This window comes from Limnofasciculus baicalensis BBK-W-15 (assembly GCF_024178385.1).
Classification (GTDB): Bacteria; Cyanobacteriota; Cyanobacteriia; order Cyanobacteriales; family Coleofasciculaceae; genus Limnofasciculus; species Limnofasciculus baicalensis.
Map to the genome: position 1 here is coordinate 1 of NZ_JAMZMM010000124.1, position 15838 is coordinate 15838.

15 protein-coding genes and 1 pseudogene are annotated in these 15838 nt (G+C 41.1%); 5 read left to right on the forward strand and 11 right to left on the reverse strand.

From position 1 onward, the window contains the following. Positions 1-81: 81 nt before the first annotated feature. On the reverse strand, positions 82-243 hold the full coding sequence (locus NJ959_RS13770; RefSeq protein ID WP_254012327.1) for a hypothetical protein: 162 nt from the start codon (positions 241-243) through the stop codon (positions 82-84). Positions 244-354: 111 nt separating this feature from the next. Between NJ959_RS13770 and NJ959_RS13775 the strand changes: the two genes are divergently transcribed. From NJ959_RS13775 to NJ959_RS13785, 3 genes are all read left to right on the forward strand, one after another. Beyond that, a complete protein-coding gene (locus NJ959_RS13775) occupies positions 355-606 on the forward strand; it encodes a hypothetical protein (protein WP_254012328.1) in 252 nt (83 codons plus the stop codon). 197 nt (positions 607-803) lie between these two features. Next, positions 804-1853 (forward strand): fatty acid desaturase, encoded by a 1050-nt coding sequence (locus tag NJ959_RS13780; RefSeq protein ID WP_254012329.1) that lies wholly within the window; start codon positions 804-806, stop codon positions 1851-1853. 84 nt (positions 1854-1937) lie between these two features. Next, a complete protein-coding gene (locus tag NJ959_RS13785) occupies positions 1938-2414 on the forward strand; it encodes a DUF2656 domain-containing protein (protein WP_254012330.1) in 477 nt (158 codons plus the stop codon). 809 nt (positions 2415-3223) lie between these two features. Here the strand turns inward: NJ959_RS13785 and NJ959_RS13795 are convergent. Next, positions 3224-5725 (reverse strand): hypothetical protein, encoded by a 2502-nt coding sequence (locus NJ959_RS13795; RefSeq protein WP_254012331.1) that lies wholly within the window; start codon positions 5723-5725, stop codon positions 3224-3226. A 610-nt stretch (positions 5726-6335) separates the two neighbouring features. On the opposite strand from NJ959_RS13795, the gene NJ959_RS13800 reads away from it, so the two are divergent. Continuing rightward, the gene (locus NJ959_RS13800; RefSeq protein ID WP_254012332.1) at positions 6336-6503 is read left to right on the forward strand and encodes a hypothetical protein; all 168 of its coding nucleotides are present in this window, start codon (positions 6336-6338) and stop codon (positions 6501-6503) included. Positions 6504-6684: 181 nt separating this feature from the next. On the opposite strand, the gene NJ959_RS13805 is transcribed toward NJ959_RS13800, so the two are convergent. Together NJ959_RS13805 and NJ959_RS13810 are read right to left on the reverse strand one after the other, a co-directional pair. Next, positions 6685-7065, reverse strand: coding sequence for a transposase (locus NJ959_RS13805; RefSeq protein WP_254012333.1), 381 nt, complete (start codon positions 7063-7065; stop codon positions 6685-6687). Between the two features lie 170 nt (positions 7066-7235). Next, positions 7236-8027, reverse strand: a complete 792-nt coding sequence (locus tag NJ959_RS13810) for a DUF4058 family protein (protein ID WP_254012334.1) — start codon at positions 8025-8027, stop codon at positions 7236-7238. Between the two features lie 159 nt (positions 8028-8186). Between NJ959_RS13810 and NJ959_RS13815 the strand changes: the two genes are divergently transcribed. Further along, a complete protein-coding gene (locus NJ959_RS13815) occupies positions 8187-9071 on the forward strand; it encodes an all3515 family Zur-repressed PEP-CTERM protein (protein ID WP_254012335.1) in 885 nt (294 codons plus the stop codon). A 115-nt stretch (positions 9072-9186) separates the two neighbouring features. Here the strand turns inward: NJ959_RS13815 and NJ959_RS13820 are convergent, their stop codons facing one another. From NJ959_RS13820 to NJ959_RS13850, 7 genes and pseudogenes are all read right to left on the reverse strand, one after another. Next, positions 9187-9876, reverse strand: coding sequence for an SAM-dependent methyltransferase (locus tag NJ959_RS13820; RefSeq protein ID WP_254012336.1), 690 nt, complete (start codon positions 9874-9876; stop codon positions 9187-9189). A gap of 123 nt (positions 9877-9999) precedes the next feature. After that, positions 10000-10938: pseudogene (locus NJ959_RS13825) on the reverse strand (IS701 family transposase); the annotation flags it as partial. A 42-nt stretch (positions 10939-10980) separates the two neighbouring features. Continuing rightward, positions 10981-12324 (reverse strand): flippase, encoded by a 1344-nt coding sequence (locus NJ959_RS13830; protein ID WP_254012337.1) that lies wholly within the window; start codon positions 12322-12324, stop codon positions 10981-10983. Between the two features lie 58 nt (positions 12325-12382). Then, complete coding sequence (locus NJ959_RS13835; protein ID WP_254012338.1) at positions 12383-13777, reverse strand: hypothetical protein; 1395 nt, start codon at positions 13775-13777, stop codon at positions 12383-12385. Positions 13778-13809: 32 nt separating this feature from the next. Beyond that, positions 13810-14085 carry a hypothetical protein gene (locus NJ959_RS30355; RefSeq protein WP_309242624.1) on the reverse strand — a complete coding sequence of 92 codons (276 nt, stop codon included), beginning with the start codon at positions 14083-14085 and terminating at the stop codon, positions 13810-13812. Between the two features lie 32 nt (positions 14086-14117). Then, positions 14118-14408 (reverse strand): hypothetical protein, encoded by a 291-nt coding sequence (locus NJ959_RS13845; protein WP_254012339.1) that lies wholly within the window; start codon positions 14406-14408, stop codon positions 14118-14120. Between the two features lie 379 nt (positions 14409-14787). Further along, entirely contained in the window at positions 14788-15522 is a 735-nt protein-coding gene (locus NJ959_RS13850; RefSeq protein WP_254012340.1) for a TIGR04255 family protein, read from the reverse strand. Positions 15523-15838 lie beyond the last annotated feature (316 nt).

Below are 15838 nucleotides of genomic sequence, written 5' to 3' on the forward strand. Positions count from 1 at the left end.
CCACTCCCCACTCCCCCATTTTCAGAGAATTAAAAAAAAAAGATGACAAAATCCGATTGGTGATGATATACTAAGTAATACCTACCATCTCATTTGCTCACCCCAGCGATCTCTCACGCTGGCGGTTTCCTTGATAATCTGGATTGTTTCCTGAAGAGGTGGTGGTAAAAATTGCCGAATCATAGTCGAAGAATCGATATCGGCAATCAGTCTTTTGCTAAAAACACTCTTGACACTCCCCATTCTAAAGATATGGGGATTTCAGGCTATTTTTTGAGAAAAACTTTAAAGAAGCTTCACATTCCGGATAGAATGATAAAGTTGTGTGAGTAAGTACAAATAACTATTTAACGAATGTCTTATCGAACAAGTAGTTTAATCGATGCGCCAAGTCGGATTAGGGATTCTGCATCAGCGACCAATCGTTCAACTGCTGCGACTAACGACAACCGCCTGCTCGAATTAATGAAGTCGATTTATCAAGCTGACCAGCAAGTCAAGTACCTCCACTTGCAAGCAGAAGTTGATTCCCTCTTGCAGCAGCTCAAAATCCAGAAACAGCAACGGCTAGTTTCAGTGACTCCTGACTCTAGAGATAGGGAGTAATAAGCATTATTGTGCCGCCAGTCGTACTAGGTAGCACCCCCGGAATCACTCCAGCGGTGCTATATTGTTTGACGGCGAACTAAGGCGATTGAGTAGACCGAAACTTCTGTATGCCAGGATTTGTCTCCCGGTATATTTTTTGTGTGCCTAGCCTTTTGTAATTCCTACCAACTCTTCCGAGGGATATTAATTTCTGCATGACTATATCGATAATTAAAGAATCAAATCTGACCTCAGACACTCAAAGCACCACGAAACCGCTGCAACTGAAAGATATTATACGAAGCTTACCCCGTGAGGTGTTTCTCAAAAACCGTCGCAAAGCTTGGACTTCGGTATTTCTGAATGTCTCAATGGTGGGTTTGGGCTATTGGGGTTTAGCAGTAGCGCCTTGGTTTCTGCTACCACCATTATGGATTTTCGTGGGGACAGGATTGACTGGTTTTTTTATGCTAGGTCATGATTGCGGCCATCGCTCATTTGCGAATCGCCGCTGGGTGAATGACTTAGTAGGACATCTGCTATTTGCACCCATAATTTACCCCTTCCATGCTTGGCGAATTCTCCACAATCACCATCATGCCCATACAAATAAGCTAGAAGAAGACAACGCTTGGCAACCCTGGAAACCAGAATTTTATGCTCACCAACCCGGTTGGCTGAAATTACTGTACCGCGCGACAAGAGGGCGTTTTTGGTGGGTTGGCTCCATTGTCCATTGGGCGGCATTACACTTTAACTGGACTAAGTTTGAGGGGAAAGAGCGTTCTCAGATTAGGTTATCAGTTTTGGTGGTAGTGGCTTTTGCTGCGATCGCATTTCCTTTAATTATTGCGACTACTGGTATTTGGGGATTCGTCAAATTCTGGTTACTCCCCTGGCTAGTTTACCACTTCTGGATGAGTACCTTTACCCTCGTTCACCATACGGCACCTAATATTCCCTTTACCCCACCCGAAGAGTGGAATGCAGGCACAGCCCAACTTTTTGGCTCAGTCCATTGTGATTATCCATTTTGGGTAGAATTCCTTTGTCACGATATCAACGTCCACATCCCACATCACGTTTGCACTGCGATTCCCGCCTATAATTTGCGAAAAGCCCATCGCATTTTCAAGGAAAAGTGGGGAGAGCAACTTCAGGAGTCTCGTTTCTCTTTGTCTTTGATGGAACAAATTGCTGACGAATGTCACTTATATAGTGCTGATGACTGCTATTTGTCGTTTAAGGATTATCGTCAATCCTAATGGCATTTTGTTGTTTGTAGTAGGCGATTAATCGCCTACTACGAACTTCTAACTTAAATATATTAATGGGAGATAACTAAAACAATGACTAAATCTGAAACAGGACGGATGTTGCTTTCTCACAATTTTGATATATCAGAAGATATCTTTCCTAAATTAAGTCTGTCAGAATTTACTCAAGTATTTACTGATGGGTTAAGTAAATATCCTCAAATTCACGTTCGCGAATTAAATCATGCCCATTGGATGGTAGAAATTTTATTCCCTAGGGATGAGTTTTCTCCCCCTCAAGTTGGGGAATTCTGCGCTCAAGCGTTAGTAGATAAGCGGATGAGTCAAACCAAAAGCGATGATGCTCTGCCTGACATACTCATTCTAGGAGGATTGAAAAAAACACCACCTTTAAGTGACGCTCCCGATGCTCTCCAAACTGGAGAATGGGGAATTGATGTGGTAGAGACTCAATCGGCAGAAAGTTTTTTAATTGGGATAGAGTGGGAGACAAAAACAGCTAATAAAACGATTGAGGATGTTTTTAAGATTGAAAAGATAACAGGATAAAGGTTGAGAACTGGATCGAATAGACGTTAAGAGTCTCGATAGATCATTGGAGAATATGCAGCCCGTGAACTAAACCACCTTCAGAATCAAATCTAGGCTCAATGATCGGGAAAAATCTGTTATCCCCCTTTTCAAAACTCATCTACATACAGTAGATACATGCTGCTCTATATCCCTTGAAAATTTAAAACCAGTCAAGGGAAGACCATGCTTCCGCGATCCAAAACGGTCAGATCTCTTGACTGTACTCCTGATTATATCACTTGCTCCGCATAATGGTTATCCAAAACGGGTCTTCCACCTCCGCCAATTTCTGCGATAACTTCTGCTGTAACGTATTGAGATTGGAGATAATCACATTGACGTTGTAAATCTTCTCTTTGTTTGGGACTTGAGACTCTGGCGTAGATGACAGTTATATAGTGGAAAATGTATCGTTTGTTACATGGTAAAAAAAATAATATAGCAACCGCCACAGCGGTTAGGACATAGAGAGATTGGTAGGGGTGTTAGCGACTTCTTGGCGCTAGCCTAGCAAGAGGGCGATAACCTTGGCAACAAACCCTAAATATTTATATCCTCTTGTTTCACCCTCCCCTCACTATTGATGCCTTAACTGCCTTGTCTAATGTCCTCACCACCTTGGCAATTGCTTTATATCCTGTCTGGTGGCATCGACTGTCTATACTTTATTACTCACCTGAGTTCGACGAAAATTGCTGAAACCCTGATGATTTCGTTAAAATCCTAAAAAACCCAATAAAATAGATCCTTTTGTAGCAAGGCTTTCAAAAACCGTCGAACTCACGTTACTCAAATCGCTTGCTTTGCTCTAACCAACGCTCGATCCTGTAGGCACTCTCTCCATTGAGAATCAAAGCCGGAGTACCGCCATCACCTAAATCCGCGATCGCAGTTAGTGAATTATTGCTATCTTTGGTAAGTTCACTGTAGAGTAAAGCACCTGTATCTGAAAAAATTATAGTTCGGGGCTTATACTGCTGATTATCTTTTAAAGGTTGTTGTCCATCAAGTTTTTTCAAGTTTCCAGAAAGATCTTCATAGAGAGTTAAGACTGCTTCTTGTTGGTTATTCCCCGTCAAATCAATAGGCTGAATTGACCAATATCCCATATCTTGTAACATTGCCGCTATACTGGAATTCGCTTTAGAAGATCTCTTACCACTTTTGATTAATTCTTGTGAAAGTACAGGTAAAATTTTGGCTACCCATTGCGGTTGTAGCTGATTGAGATCTGATAAAGTAATTGAACCTGGTTCTAAAGGGCGTAGGGCTGTTTCGCTGTAGGCAAGAGGAAGGCTGCGTTTTGTCGCCGGAAGTGGATATCCTGCGGCTAAAAGTTGAATGACACCGCCTCGGTAAGAGACTGCTTTGATGGTGGCAATAGTTGCTTCCTGGCTACCTTCAGGAGTCCAGACGGCTATCTGAATTTCGGGGCTGGTATCTAAACCGAGATATTGCCACAATCGCTTCCCTGGAGAAATTGTCGGAATTAGTAAATCAACAAAGGGTTTTTGCTTCCACTTTTCTCCATCGTGAAAGGCGGCGACTTGAATTTGATACCAGACTTGATTGGCTTCTTTTTGTGGTGGTTTGTTGTTGGTTATTTGTTGTTTGTTGTTGGGGGGAATATTTTCGGTTTTTTGTTTATTCTCTTTTTCTGTTCCTAATTCCTCATTCCTTACTGCCAAATCTCCATCTCCAGGTTGTAGCCAATCGGTAGGCTTGACAGTTGTAATTTTTTGTGCAGTGCCGATGATTTGACTCAAGTGACTGTTAATCGGAGAAAGTTGGGCGATTCCCCCATCAATATAGTCTAGTAAGGTGTAAATCTGAGTATCACTTGGGGATGGAGTTGTTTGGGATTCAGTTGGGGAGAGTTGTTTTAACCAGGCGATTGCTTTTCCTCGTCCTTGTTTAGCGGCTATAATTAATGCTCCCCAAGATTTGATATTCGTGTCTAAAATAGTTTCTTGTTTAGATCGATCGCACAAACCCTCTAATCCACAATTACGATTAGCATCGAGGGCGGCGTTTACTCGCTGCCACAATCCCCCGGTATCGGTTTTTAATAGTGATATTATTTCTTGTAGGGCAATTGGATCGCTAGCTGAGGTTTGAAATAATTGTAAAGCTTCGGGAAATCGACCGTCAATTAAATTTGTTAAGATTTGTTGGCTAGGAGTAGCCCAAGTTTGTTCTGCTTGAGATTGAGTGAATTGGGCGTGGAGTTGAATTACATCCCTTTGGGCAACTGCTGAGGCTGACAAATTGGATTTTATTTCTCGTTTTAATAATTGTGAAGCTAATGACCACAATCCATTTTGGGCGAGGAGCAAACTATTGCGATAGGTGGGAGTATTAGCGGCGGGTGTGGCTAGAGAAATTTCTTGTAAATAAATGGGGTTGGGGACAAATTTGCGGGGTTGAATTTGGTAAACCTTAAATTTGGGTTCTAAACCAACTGTTTGATTAACAACTAATTCTGATGTGGTGCTACCTGTTACTTGCTGCCAATAGGGTTGGAATTCATTGGGGCTAGTCCACTCTACCATAACACTGAGGTGTGTTTGGTCTGGGTTATAGTGAATTACCTGTCCATAATATAAATTTGTACCATCGTTAACCCGTTCCCCTGATAAGTTGAACCAAATTCCTGTTGATGGGGCTTTGTCATTCAATGGGCTGATTTTTGTTAAGGGAACAGAATGGTAACCATCAACATTTGTGGCTTTAGTTTCTGATAGAGAAGAAAGGACAAAATATTCTTCTGGTTCCTTAATCGTAAGTTGATTTACTAATCGGTAAGTTACCTCAGTGCCTTTTCCTTCTGTAGGTTGATAAACTCGCAATTCGACAATTTTTTGGCAATCAGTTTGACAATTAGGTTCAGATTTTAATAGAGGAATTAGGATAGATGTGCTTTGAGTCTCTGTTTCTGAGTTGAGGGATAATGCTTCTGCGGGGATGAATCCACTTTGGCGAATTTCTGCTTCAATTGCCGCCAAAGTCTTGGGTGGAGAAGCTTCATTGACAGGAATGTGAGTCCATTCCGGCAAAAATCGATTCAGCCAGACAACGGAATTGGGATCGATCATCCAGAGAATGCTTAACCAGATACCACCTGCAACGATCGCACCACCTGTTATTATAGCTGCGATCGCGCCCAAGGATACCAGCCAACCCCTTGTGCGGGATGGGGGCGGGGATGAAGTTGTTTTGCTTTTTTTGGCTAGCTGTGTCTTTTTGACGGTTGATGGGCGGCGTACTGGATCTTGGCGAGTTTTCATCTGTCTTCCCCTGACTAAATTGTCAGTAGTTTATCCAATCTGTTTCTACTTCGATCGGAGATTTCCGTCAAGTATAGGGGAAAGGAATCCACTAACTCCTAATCAACCTTACACCTATTTATGATTACTATCGACAGCTAAAGCAACTCGTCAGGAAAAAAAGCACAATTAGACTTGGGGAGGCTAGATGTTAGAGTAATACTCCTTGGTTTGATAAATGCCATAAATAGGGGTGGGTTTAGTCTGTATTTTCAATCAGGAGCAAAACCGCCGTGGACTTAAGTCCACGGCTAATAGCTTAAGTCCATTAAAATGGACTGAAATCATGGCAGAGTAAGTATAGCAGTCGCCAAGGGGGTTAAGGCATCCAAAAAGGCCAAAACCCATTCACAGCAATCATTTGACTTTTGACTTTTGACTTTTGACTTTTGACTTTTGCTATATTTAGTCCACTTAAGTGGACTTGAGCTATTAGCCAGGGGTTTGAACCCCTCGCAGGTGTCCCAGTTAGTGGTCGAGACTTTCTTTCAGTAGAGGAATAAAATTAGATGTATGGGAAATTTTCCTATTCTGAGAATAGTTCCCTGAGTCTTCTCTACCCATAACAATTATGCTGTCAACATTTTTGATGATGTTCCTCTATGGCTTCTTGTGGACTTGGTTTTTTGGGGGTTTTGTCTCCAAGAAACAAGACAAACCAAAGACAGTGGAAGAACAGTTAGGAGAATCCCTAACTAAATACCTCTCTAGCTTAGATATTGCCAAAAAAAGTAAGTGATAAATACAAAAAGGAGTGCATCCAAATTTTCAAATACTAATAAAAGCATCTTGTTCGCAGACTTATAGATGTAGGGTGCGTTAGCCAAGGCTAACACACCCTACAAATAGAGACTTTGCGTAATGTAGATGCTAACCAGATGCTTTGAGAAAGGCAGAAGGCTGGTATGTACAAATTAAAATCAGTTTAAAGACTCATCCATTTCTACCAGCCTCCGTAGTAATTCTTTCTCCTCAGTCATCGCATTACGAATACGGGCAATCATGTAGGATGCGGTATTCTTATTGACTCCAATTTTCTTGGCAAGTTGACGGACACTTATACCTCCTAATGAATTCAGGACAAGGTGAATCGCCACAAACCATTTTTCTAAGTCCACATGAGTCTTGTGGAAGAGAGTGCCAACTGTAACGCTATATGAAGTAAAGCAATCGTTACATTGATATCTCGGTTCATTCTTTAATTTACGAGAATTAGTCGATTCACAGTATGGACACTTTGGCTTTCTCTCCCACCGGATTTGTTCAAGATGGGCAAGGTAATCTTTTTGATTGATATTCATCTTTGGCTCAACAGAGTTGTGAGCCAAAGATGGAATATTAAATTTAATTAAACCTTATTTACAGTACTACTCTTTTGTGATCGAGATTGCTACAGCAAAGCGCCAAAGCTAGTTGCTTCGGGGCTTTATCGGTCTAAATTTAATATGTTGAAGTTAGCAAAAATATACAATTACCGCAGCACTTGCTCTCTGAGTACTCCATCCGCCCAAGCTGTATCCGCCTCCGATAAGGCTGGAAGGGGTTCCTGACTGTAATCTATGACTAGATCGTACCCGGCGCGATCGTATAATCCATTTAATAATGACTGTAAATCCACCAGTGGTTCAGGATCTCCCTCTTGCAAAGGTAGGGGAAATGAAGGAATCGCGTTTTGGAGGTTAAAGGCATATAAATCGGCTAAAGGACGGCGATTGCTTCTACTCACTAAAATCCGATAATTACTCTCAATATTATTATCTAAAATAGGCATGGATTTTCCAGCACGAAGTAAATCAATTTCAACGAGATGAGTTGCACTTTTGAATACTAGCTCACGTTTGATTTTATATGCCTTCCTTCCTTCTCCGGAACGCTTGTTTACAGGAGAAAGAATTTCGATCGCGGTTACCACTTCACCTGTAGCGACTTCTCGCACCTCTAAATAACCTTGCTTAACTGTTTCAGGAGCAGGAATTGTCACCGTCAGTGGTTGTACTGGGGGTGCAGCAACAGCTACAGCTACATTTGAGATGGTGGGGTTAGTTACACTGGTTTGACGTTTTATCGTGACATCAGGAATACCAACTAGGAGCGATTTTTCTCTCGTGATTTCATAAATTCTTACTTCGACAGCGACTCGATATTTAGGACGGAGTTGTGGTGCTAATGAGTCAGTAAGGGCAGCAATCAGTAATAGATGTACTCCTGCCCATAATTCTGGATGTTCTAAGTAGGGATTCATTCCTGGAAATGGAGAAGCCATAGTATTACCTCACTCAAAATTAGTTCAATATATCAAAATCTGCGGCTGGCGTTGCCATCCCTAATTTATACTGTATCGTGATTCTTTGACAGCGTGTCTTTTGACTTGACAGGAGATTCCCCAGAAGATTGAGAAGAATAAATTTCCAGGGAATACTCAATGTTAAAACACGCTCAAACGGCTTGTTTAGTCTCTTGTGTGGCGATTTCTAGTGTTTTCGTCTCTCATTCAGTCACTCTCGCTCAGTCTGTCGGGGGACATGGCGAGCATCATCACCTTATAATCGGGATCGATGGGCTAGAAACCTTAACTAGTGGGACTTATAGCGGTTTACTCAATCCCAACTATCAGCGACTCTCCCTACTATTCCCCCATCAACACCAACCCGTTGAGATTAGTCATTTTCACGCCCTAGGTATCTACAGTTATACGGGAGCCGCCGATAATCCTACTATCCTCTCCACTAATACGAATAATCAATTACCCGAAACTCGATTCAATTTGCCACCGATTCCGCTTTTCCCCGGTAGTGGTGTATTTGCTGGACAAAAGATTAGTCAGAAAACTGATTCTCACATATACTCAGATCTGAAAATCCGTCCTGTTGCTCATTTAACCGAGGATCTCTCTAATCCTTATGTAAATGCTATTTACAATACAGGTAATGGTCGTTGGAAAGGCTTATTAGGGGATGACTCGACGATTGCCCTACAATTAGTTTCTATTACTCCCGGCTTAAATGTAGCTAATTCTGAGGGAGTTAATCTGTTTAACGCGGTTAACGATACCTACACTATCGGAAACGGAGATTATTTCTCCTTCACTCCCATTTTTTCTGTGGATAATAATGCGCCTTTAGCTACTTATTCTGCTACTTTTCGCTTTCTAGATGTGAATACGAATAACAATCGTATTCCCCTGCAATCATCGGGAACTTTCATTCTGAATTTTGAACAGGCTACTATCCCGGAACCTTCTAGTGTACTGGGTATCGGGATCTTCGGCGCGATCGCATTCTTAACCCGTCGCCGTCAACAATATTAGGGGTTGCACAATATTAGTCGTGTAGATGGTGCGTTAGCCAAGGCTAACACACCCTACTAAATCAAGACAGAAACCAGACTTCTCCAAGAAGTCTGGTTTCTAAGTGTGGTGGATATTAACTCTCAGTTTTAATAATCTTGATCATTTCATTTCCACCTCGCTGGAGCTGATAGGATACCTTGTGAATTTCACAACTATATCCTTTTGCTTCTAATTTTGCTAAAACGGGTTGTAAATGTGGCGATGGCATTAAACTTAAAGTGAGCAAGGGAAAAATTCTCACCTCTTGACATACTCTGAGGATTTCACAAATAGAGTCAAAATGGAAATTAGCATCAAATTGCTCGGAGTATAAGAAAAGGAAGTGAGAACACAAACCTATATTGTATGCGCTATCGCCGTATTTTAATTTAGGTAATGCCCCAAGTTCATATCTATTTTCACCTTTACCTCTTTCGTAATCTTCACAGAAAATATCGATAACTCGTTCTCGATTCTTTCTCAAGCCATCGGGCGAACCATGATATGTCCAAATCCAATCATTTGGACTATTTTTTACCTGTTCAATAATATTGTCCACTACTTCATCAAATCGAGATCTAATTTGCTCCGATGTTAATTCATACAAAGGATCGACAGATTTAATTTTATAGCCAAGTTTTGTCCCTTCTGCATTAAAGCTAGCGGGACCATCACCAACACTTAATATGGATTTTTGTAAGTCTTCTTGGGTAAGATTGAACATTTTGACATATTCATCTAAGGATCTGCCAAAAGGGACAACCTTTTTTAATTCCATCGCCATTGATTATGCTCCTGATTGCTAATTATAATGATTTGCTTTAAATTTGAGACAATTTAATCATTAGGGAGGTTGGCATTGGCAGTTATCTTATCGTTGATAGTCATAACGGGACTTAAACAAATTTTAAGCCCAAACAAAGCCTAAACTGGCTTTATAAGCGGAGAATACGTCCCAATGTTGGTTCAACCATTTCACAAACCTAAAAGATATGGCTGTCCGAAATGCTTCGAGTGCATCACTAAAAGTGTTTAAAGGTTTGTTTGCCCATTTACGCCTTAATCCTCCTGTTAAGGTATGCCAGAGAATGAAAGTGTAGGCACAAAACACCATAATGAAATGTCTTTTCAGGCTGATTTCATCTCTGACTTGATATTCATTTAACCCCAACCAGCCCTTGGCTTCCCGATAGAAAACTTCAACCCAATTTCTTTGTGAATAAGTTTTTACTATCCACTCCTCTGTCGCTTTTGATAAGTCAACATTAGTCATCAAATAATCTATTTCAGTGGCGGTATCGAAAGTATCTGCATTCATGACGATCGCTATTACTTTCTTACCCGTGCATTTTGATAACTCGACTTCTTGAATTGCTACCCATACTGTTCTCGGTCGTTCACCCTGGAGTTGAATTTTTGTGAAAGCCTCTACAGGCAATGCTTTTGTTAAATTGTCTACTCGAATTTCTTCGGTTTCATTTGCTGTTTTTTGAATTATTACTTTGCGATTCTTGGCGATTCCTCCGATGTATTTTAATTTTCGGCTTTCTAATTCTTGTAAAAAACTGGTGTTATTACCATACCCTGCATCCATCAAGACTATTCCTGGTTTATAACCTCTCGCTAAGGTTTTGTCGATTAAATTTATGGCTATTTCTGGCTTTTTCTTAAATTCTGGATCCTCCTTTCCCTCTGGTAATGAGTCGGCTTTTTTATATAATTCAATATCTAATGGCAGGCTCTTTTTACCATCATATAGATGACTTGTAACTATTACTACCCCATTGACTGTTCCCTGTTCCCAGTTCCCCAAACCTTTACTGTTCCCAGTTCCCCGTTCCCCGTTCCCTTGTCCTCATAGTTAACTTTATTTTTGTCCGACTACTTATCACTTTTCAGTGCTTTGTTTCAGGAATGTAGAAAAAACTGTGGGATTGACTTCTAAGTTTCGCATGACGACCACCACTAACCAAACATTCCAAATGCTCAAGGTTAGGGTAGTGGTTAGGGCGGCTCCCACGATTCCCCAAAGAGGAATGGCGATCGCATTTAACACCAGATTGATTAAAGCGGTCACACTAGACACTAACATGAGTTGATTTTGATAGCCTGTCATCGCTAATAAGTTGCCGACAGCTCCGGATAAAGCATTCACTAATTGTCCAATGATGAGAATTTTTAGAGACCAATGAGCTTGGATGAATTCTGCACCAAAAATGCCTAAAATGGGTTTGGCAAAAATGAATAAGACCAAAGCGATCGCACTCGACGACCAGAAAATCCAAAGGGTAACGGTAGAAATCAGTTTCTGAAGTTCAGCGCGATCGCCTCTAACATTCAGAACCACAAAAGCAGGAGCTACAACCAGATTAGTAGATATTAAAACAAAACTGACCCAGAATGCAGTTTTTGAAGCGGGACTGTAGAGACCCACCGCACTAGGCCCGATAAATGCGCCTAACATTAAAGTGTCTGTTTGCAGGAGAATTTCTCGAAAGGTGCGATAAAGCAGGAGGGGGAGGGAGACGTTGAGCCACGCAAAAGGGGTATAAACGGGAGCAGCAGGCGTGACTTCTCGATTGAATTTCAACCAGATCCAACCCGCTTGGATGACGATTACTGTCCCTAGTGTCCCTAATGCTATCCAGATTGTAGAGATGCCGTTGAGAAAATGGCGATCGTGCCAGAAGAGAAATCCTCCTAAAATAACTAGAATTGGCCAGATCACTTTGGTAGGAGTATAAGCAAGAAAAAGATTTTCTGTGCCTCGGGCTATATCTTCTTGCAACAAAACTAATCCTTGTAATGGCACTAACCAAATCCCAATAAGTAACACGGAAGTATAGTCAAAGTGATGATAGTAGTTAATCAGAAATATGGCTCCTGTGCCTAATAACCCAATCAATAAACCCATGCCTATTGTTAAGTACCAACTACCGAGAATCAATCCTCTTAGCAATCCCCATTTTTTTTGCTCGCGGTATTCATTAATAAAACGGACGACAGCCCTGGGTAAACCGAGACTGGTAGGTACGGCTAATAATAAAGCCCAAGTCATTACATAGTCATAAATTCCATATTGCGTTGTGCCCATCCAGCGAGCTAAAAATATTTGCAAGAGGTACATGAGAACAACCTCGGCAAGTCGTAAAGCTAAAACCACTACACTACTTCGTGCTAGGGCGATCGGATTAGCGCTATCGCCAGTTTGAGCCAGAGAAGTTTGAGTCATGCGTAATCTTAGGTTATAAAGAGTTATCGAGAGCAAGCAGTTGTGCTGAAATAATATTTCAACACTGATTTAATTGATTAGCTGTAGCATCTATCACATTGTAATAAGTCTCGAATTCTGAGAATTGCTGGCGAATTTGTTGTTTGAGTTGTGTCTTTGCTGTTGTTGAATTGGCTGCGATCGCTCGACTATAAGTGTAGACTGGATCGGTTTCGAGAACGGTTTTCCCATTGGATAAAGTTATTTGAGCGAGATTCCAAGGATCGAAATCGTCAGGAATCCACATTGTAGAGCGATCCAAAAGCAATCTTATATAAATCTCAAAGGCTTCAAGGACAAGTGGATGGAGAAAAGTCGGCAGTTTGTAGAGAGGAATAGGTTGCTGCAAGGGTTGGTGGAGCCGATCTGACTGCATTGCTTTGTGAAAAGATGCGGCCAACCCTACCTTTTGGCTTTCTTGACTGTCGTAAAATGAGACAGGGGTTCTATCTGTGGCAGGGGAAATTCCCCCTCGTTCCATTGCTTGATGAGCCGCTTGGAAAAATTGCTCGGGAAAAAGTTGCACGTCGGTAGCATCATAACAAAAGATGGGAGTTTGAGTGGTTTTCGCTGCATCGATCGCTTTCTCCAAACCTCTCCATCCCGTTCGATAACCCTCCAGGGGTTGACGCAGCAATTCTGGTAATTCATACAGTTGCTTGAGAGAAAAGTGACTGAATTTTTCGACCATTTCTCCCCAACTAGAAAACCCCAATTCTTGGGCATACTGAGTCGTATCTTCGTCAGTCATTTTGTCTTTAAGCTCACTCCATAGCTCTAAAAACATCTCGCGATCGATACAGCGGTGAAAATGTAAATCGATCTTAAAATCCCTACATTCTAGAGCTGGAACCGCAAAATCCCTTTCATTTTTTGGGGTTTGAATTATTTTTAATACCTCCGATTGCATCGCTTTTAGTCGAGAGTCATCTTTGTTTAGATTGGCAAGCCTTGATTCAGCTAGGTATTCTTTATCATTGATTTTTTTTTCAATTGTCTTGTTAATTAAAGAAGGAAAAGTTAGGGCAGGATTACGAATTGAGAGAAATTGGCAATCGGCTAAAGTCAAAAAAGATTCCCAACTTTTTCTACTAAAATGATGGCTATTATTTTTGGCAATAATGTGAATGGGAACTTGAAGCAAATTCCTCTGTTCTCTAGAAGTTGCCAACGCGCGATCGCGAACAATTTGCAGCATTAAATCGTATCCTCTTTCAATGCGATTCTCACCCCAAGAGAACTCTTCATTGAGACTACCATCAAACCAAAAGCCCTCTCGATTAGACAGTCGAGAAGATTGAGTTGCCAACATCTTTGCTACTACTGTTGTTAAACTCCTGGCAACTCCTCCAAGACTCACGAGATGAAAGGTTTTTTGTAATTTAAGATTTACAAGTTCTTCCCTTGATAACATAGCTCAATTTCCTTATTGATAATACTATCGATTCAAAATATCTCGCTGAGAAGTTTTTCAGCGATCTTTTGGCAATCAGGTTGCAGCCGGATTCCCGTAGATATGGAAATGGGAGGGTTACTCCTTACTCTGTCTAAAAAACTATAGGGCTGATATTGGGCATAAACCCGTTGATACTGCGGTTGGTTGAGAGGGTTAACAAAAACTCGATCGTAATTGCTGACCCAAAGCCGACGTAGCAAGCGGGGTTTTTGGGGATCGTCTGTAAATGCTTCTCGACCGTGAAGAACTCTCCAATTATCTGTCACCAAAATATCTCCTGCTTGCAAAGCAAAAGACTTTAGGTACTTAGGATTGCAAACATATTTACTATGCTATGAAACAAATTCAAAGCATCGCAGGCTTCAGATGCGACTAAAATTGTAAAATCATAGCGCCAGCGAATGCTCCAAGTATCGGGAGAAATTCGGATCAAAATTGGACTTCTGGCGCATTGGTCATCGCGAGAGAAGACAAAATGGGGTTGCAATAATATTGATACTATCTCTGGTTCATACAGGAGTGCATCTTCTATCATCTGTCGGGCATCCAAAATAGTGTTCGAACCTCCTGAAATTGCTGGTTGCACCATCTGCATTAACACGATTTTTGGTGGGATAACATAAACAAATTTTCCTTCTTTTACTTTGGCAATTCCATCGAGGAAAGTACCGTCTGTGTGAGGTGTGAATTCCTCTGTAAGGAAAACAGGATATTGCTCTTGAATGGTTGTCGATTTTAGAGAGGATACCTTTTTGCTTACTTCAAAAAATCCATCTGCATCAGATTCTGGATGTCCTTATTGATATCCCATGCAATCGGCTAAATCCAAAATGATAGATTTCTCTGTATTTCCAGTAGAAAAAATACAGTATCCTTGGCTTTCTAGTTGAGTTTTGGCGACTTGCAAAATCTCGGATTGCGCCAAATCATGGGCCGATAAACCCGTTAAACTCCAATCAGTACCTACTCTACCTGAAAAGTTTTCTCGCTGATTTATTGAATTGATCGAGTATGTTCCAGACATTTTCATTCCTCTCTACTTTTCGTTCTGTATAAAAATCAGCATCTAGGAGATAAGCAACTTCAGAATTATTTTTTTCTGGTTCTTTGACAATAACCAGCCCATGTTTGAAGTTGACTTGACCATATTCTGTCGTCAAAATCAAATTTTTGATAATTGACTGAATCGAGGGGGCGAGTTGTTGATTGTATAATTCTGAAGCAATATCGGTTGTAATTAAATCGGACCAATCTCGATCCTCAAGTCCCAGCTTTGAGCGGACAATCAAGTCTTGATACTGAAGTCCAACTCTTGTGTAGAAGGATGGTTTGTATATTCGTTCAAAGATTTCCACAGCGTCCCTCAAGCGTTTTTGGAATTGTTCATACCTCTCGTAAGCAAATGTAGTCAGAGTAATAAATTCATTAGCAACCAACAATTGCCATCGCTGATCTTCAGATTTGAAATTATAGGATAAGTCGCTCAACAGCGGTAAACCTAATTGTTGAACTACTTGGGATATTTCAGATGAAAACTGTGGCTTATTAGTTTCAAAAAGTGGATACTGAAACCTGATCTCATCTTGAAACTCGACAGGCTCTTGATGAGAAATCTTCAGTATAGGTGGAAAGCGTAACTGACATGTAACCTGTATCAGAGGATTACGCTGGTAGATTACGCGATCGGACTCAGGCCAGTTCATCAATGCAATCCTATAACGAACAAATTTACCATCGTCTTTCTAGCTTAAATTATATCGCCAGCTCTTGACTATAGCAATCCTAAATCAGTCGTAACTAAGTCCAAGCCAGAACCCTTGTAGTTCTGGCATCTTGCCCGCATAACTTTTTACAACCCATTTAGGATTACTATAGTGCTTCTGCTCATTATTTCCGGGAAATATCTAGCCCCCCCCCCGATATGTCAGGGCTGTTTCATTCTCCGTAAAGAAATTGGGGAGCAGGGGGCAGGGGAGAAGGGGAAGAGGAGCATTTTTAGTAATAATTAATGCCTAATTT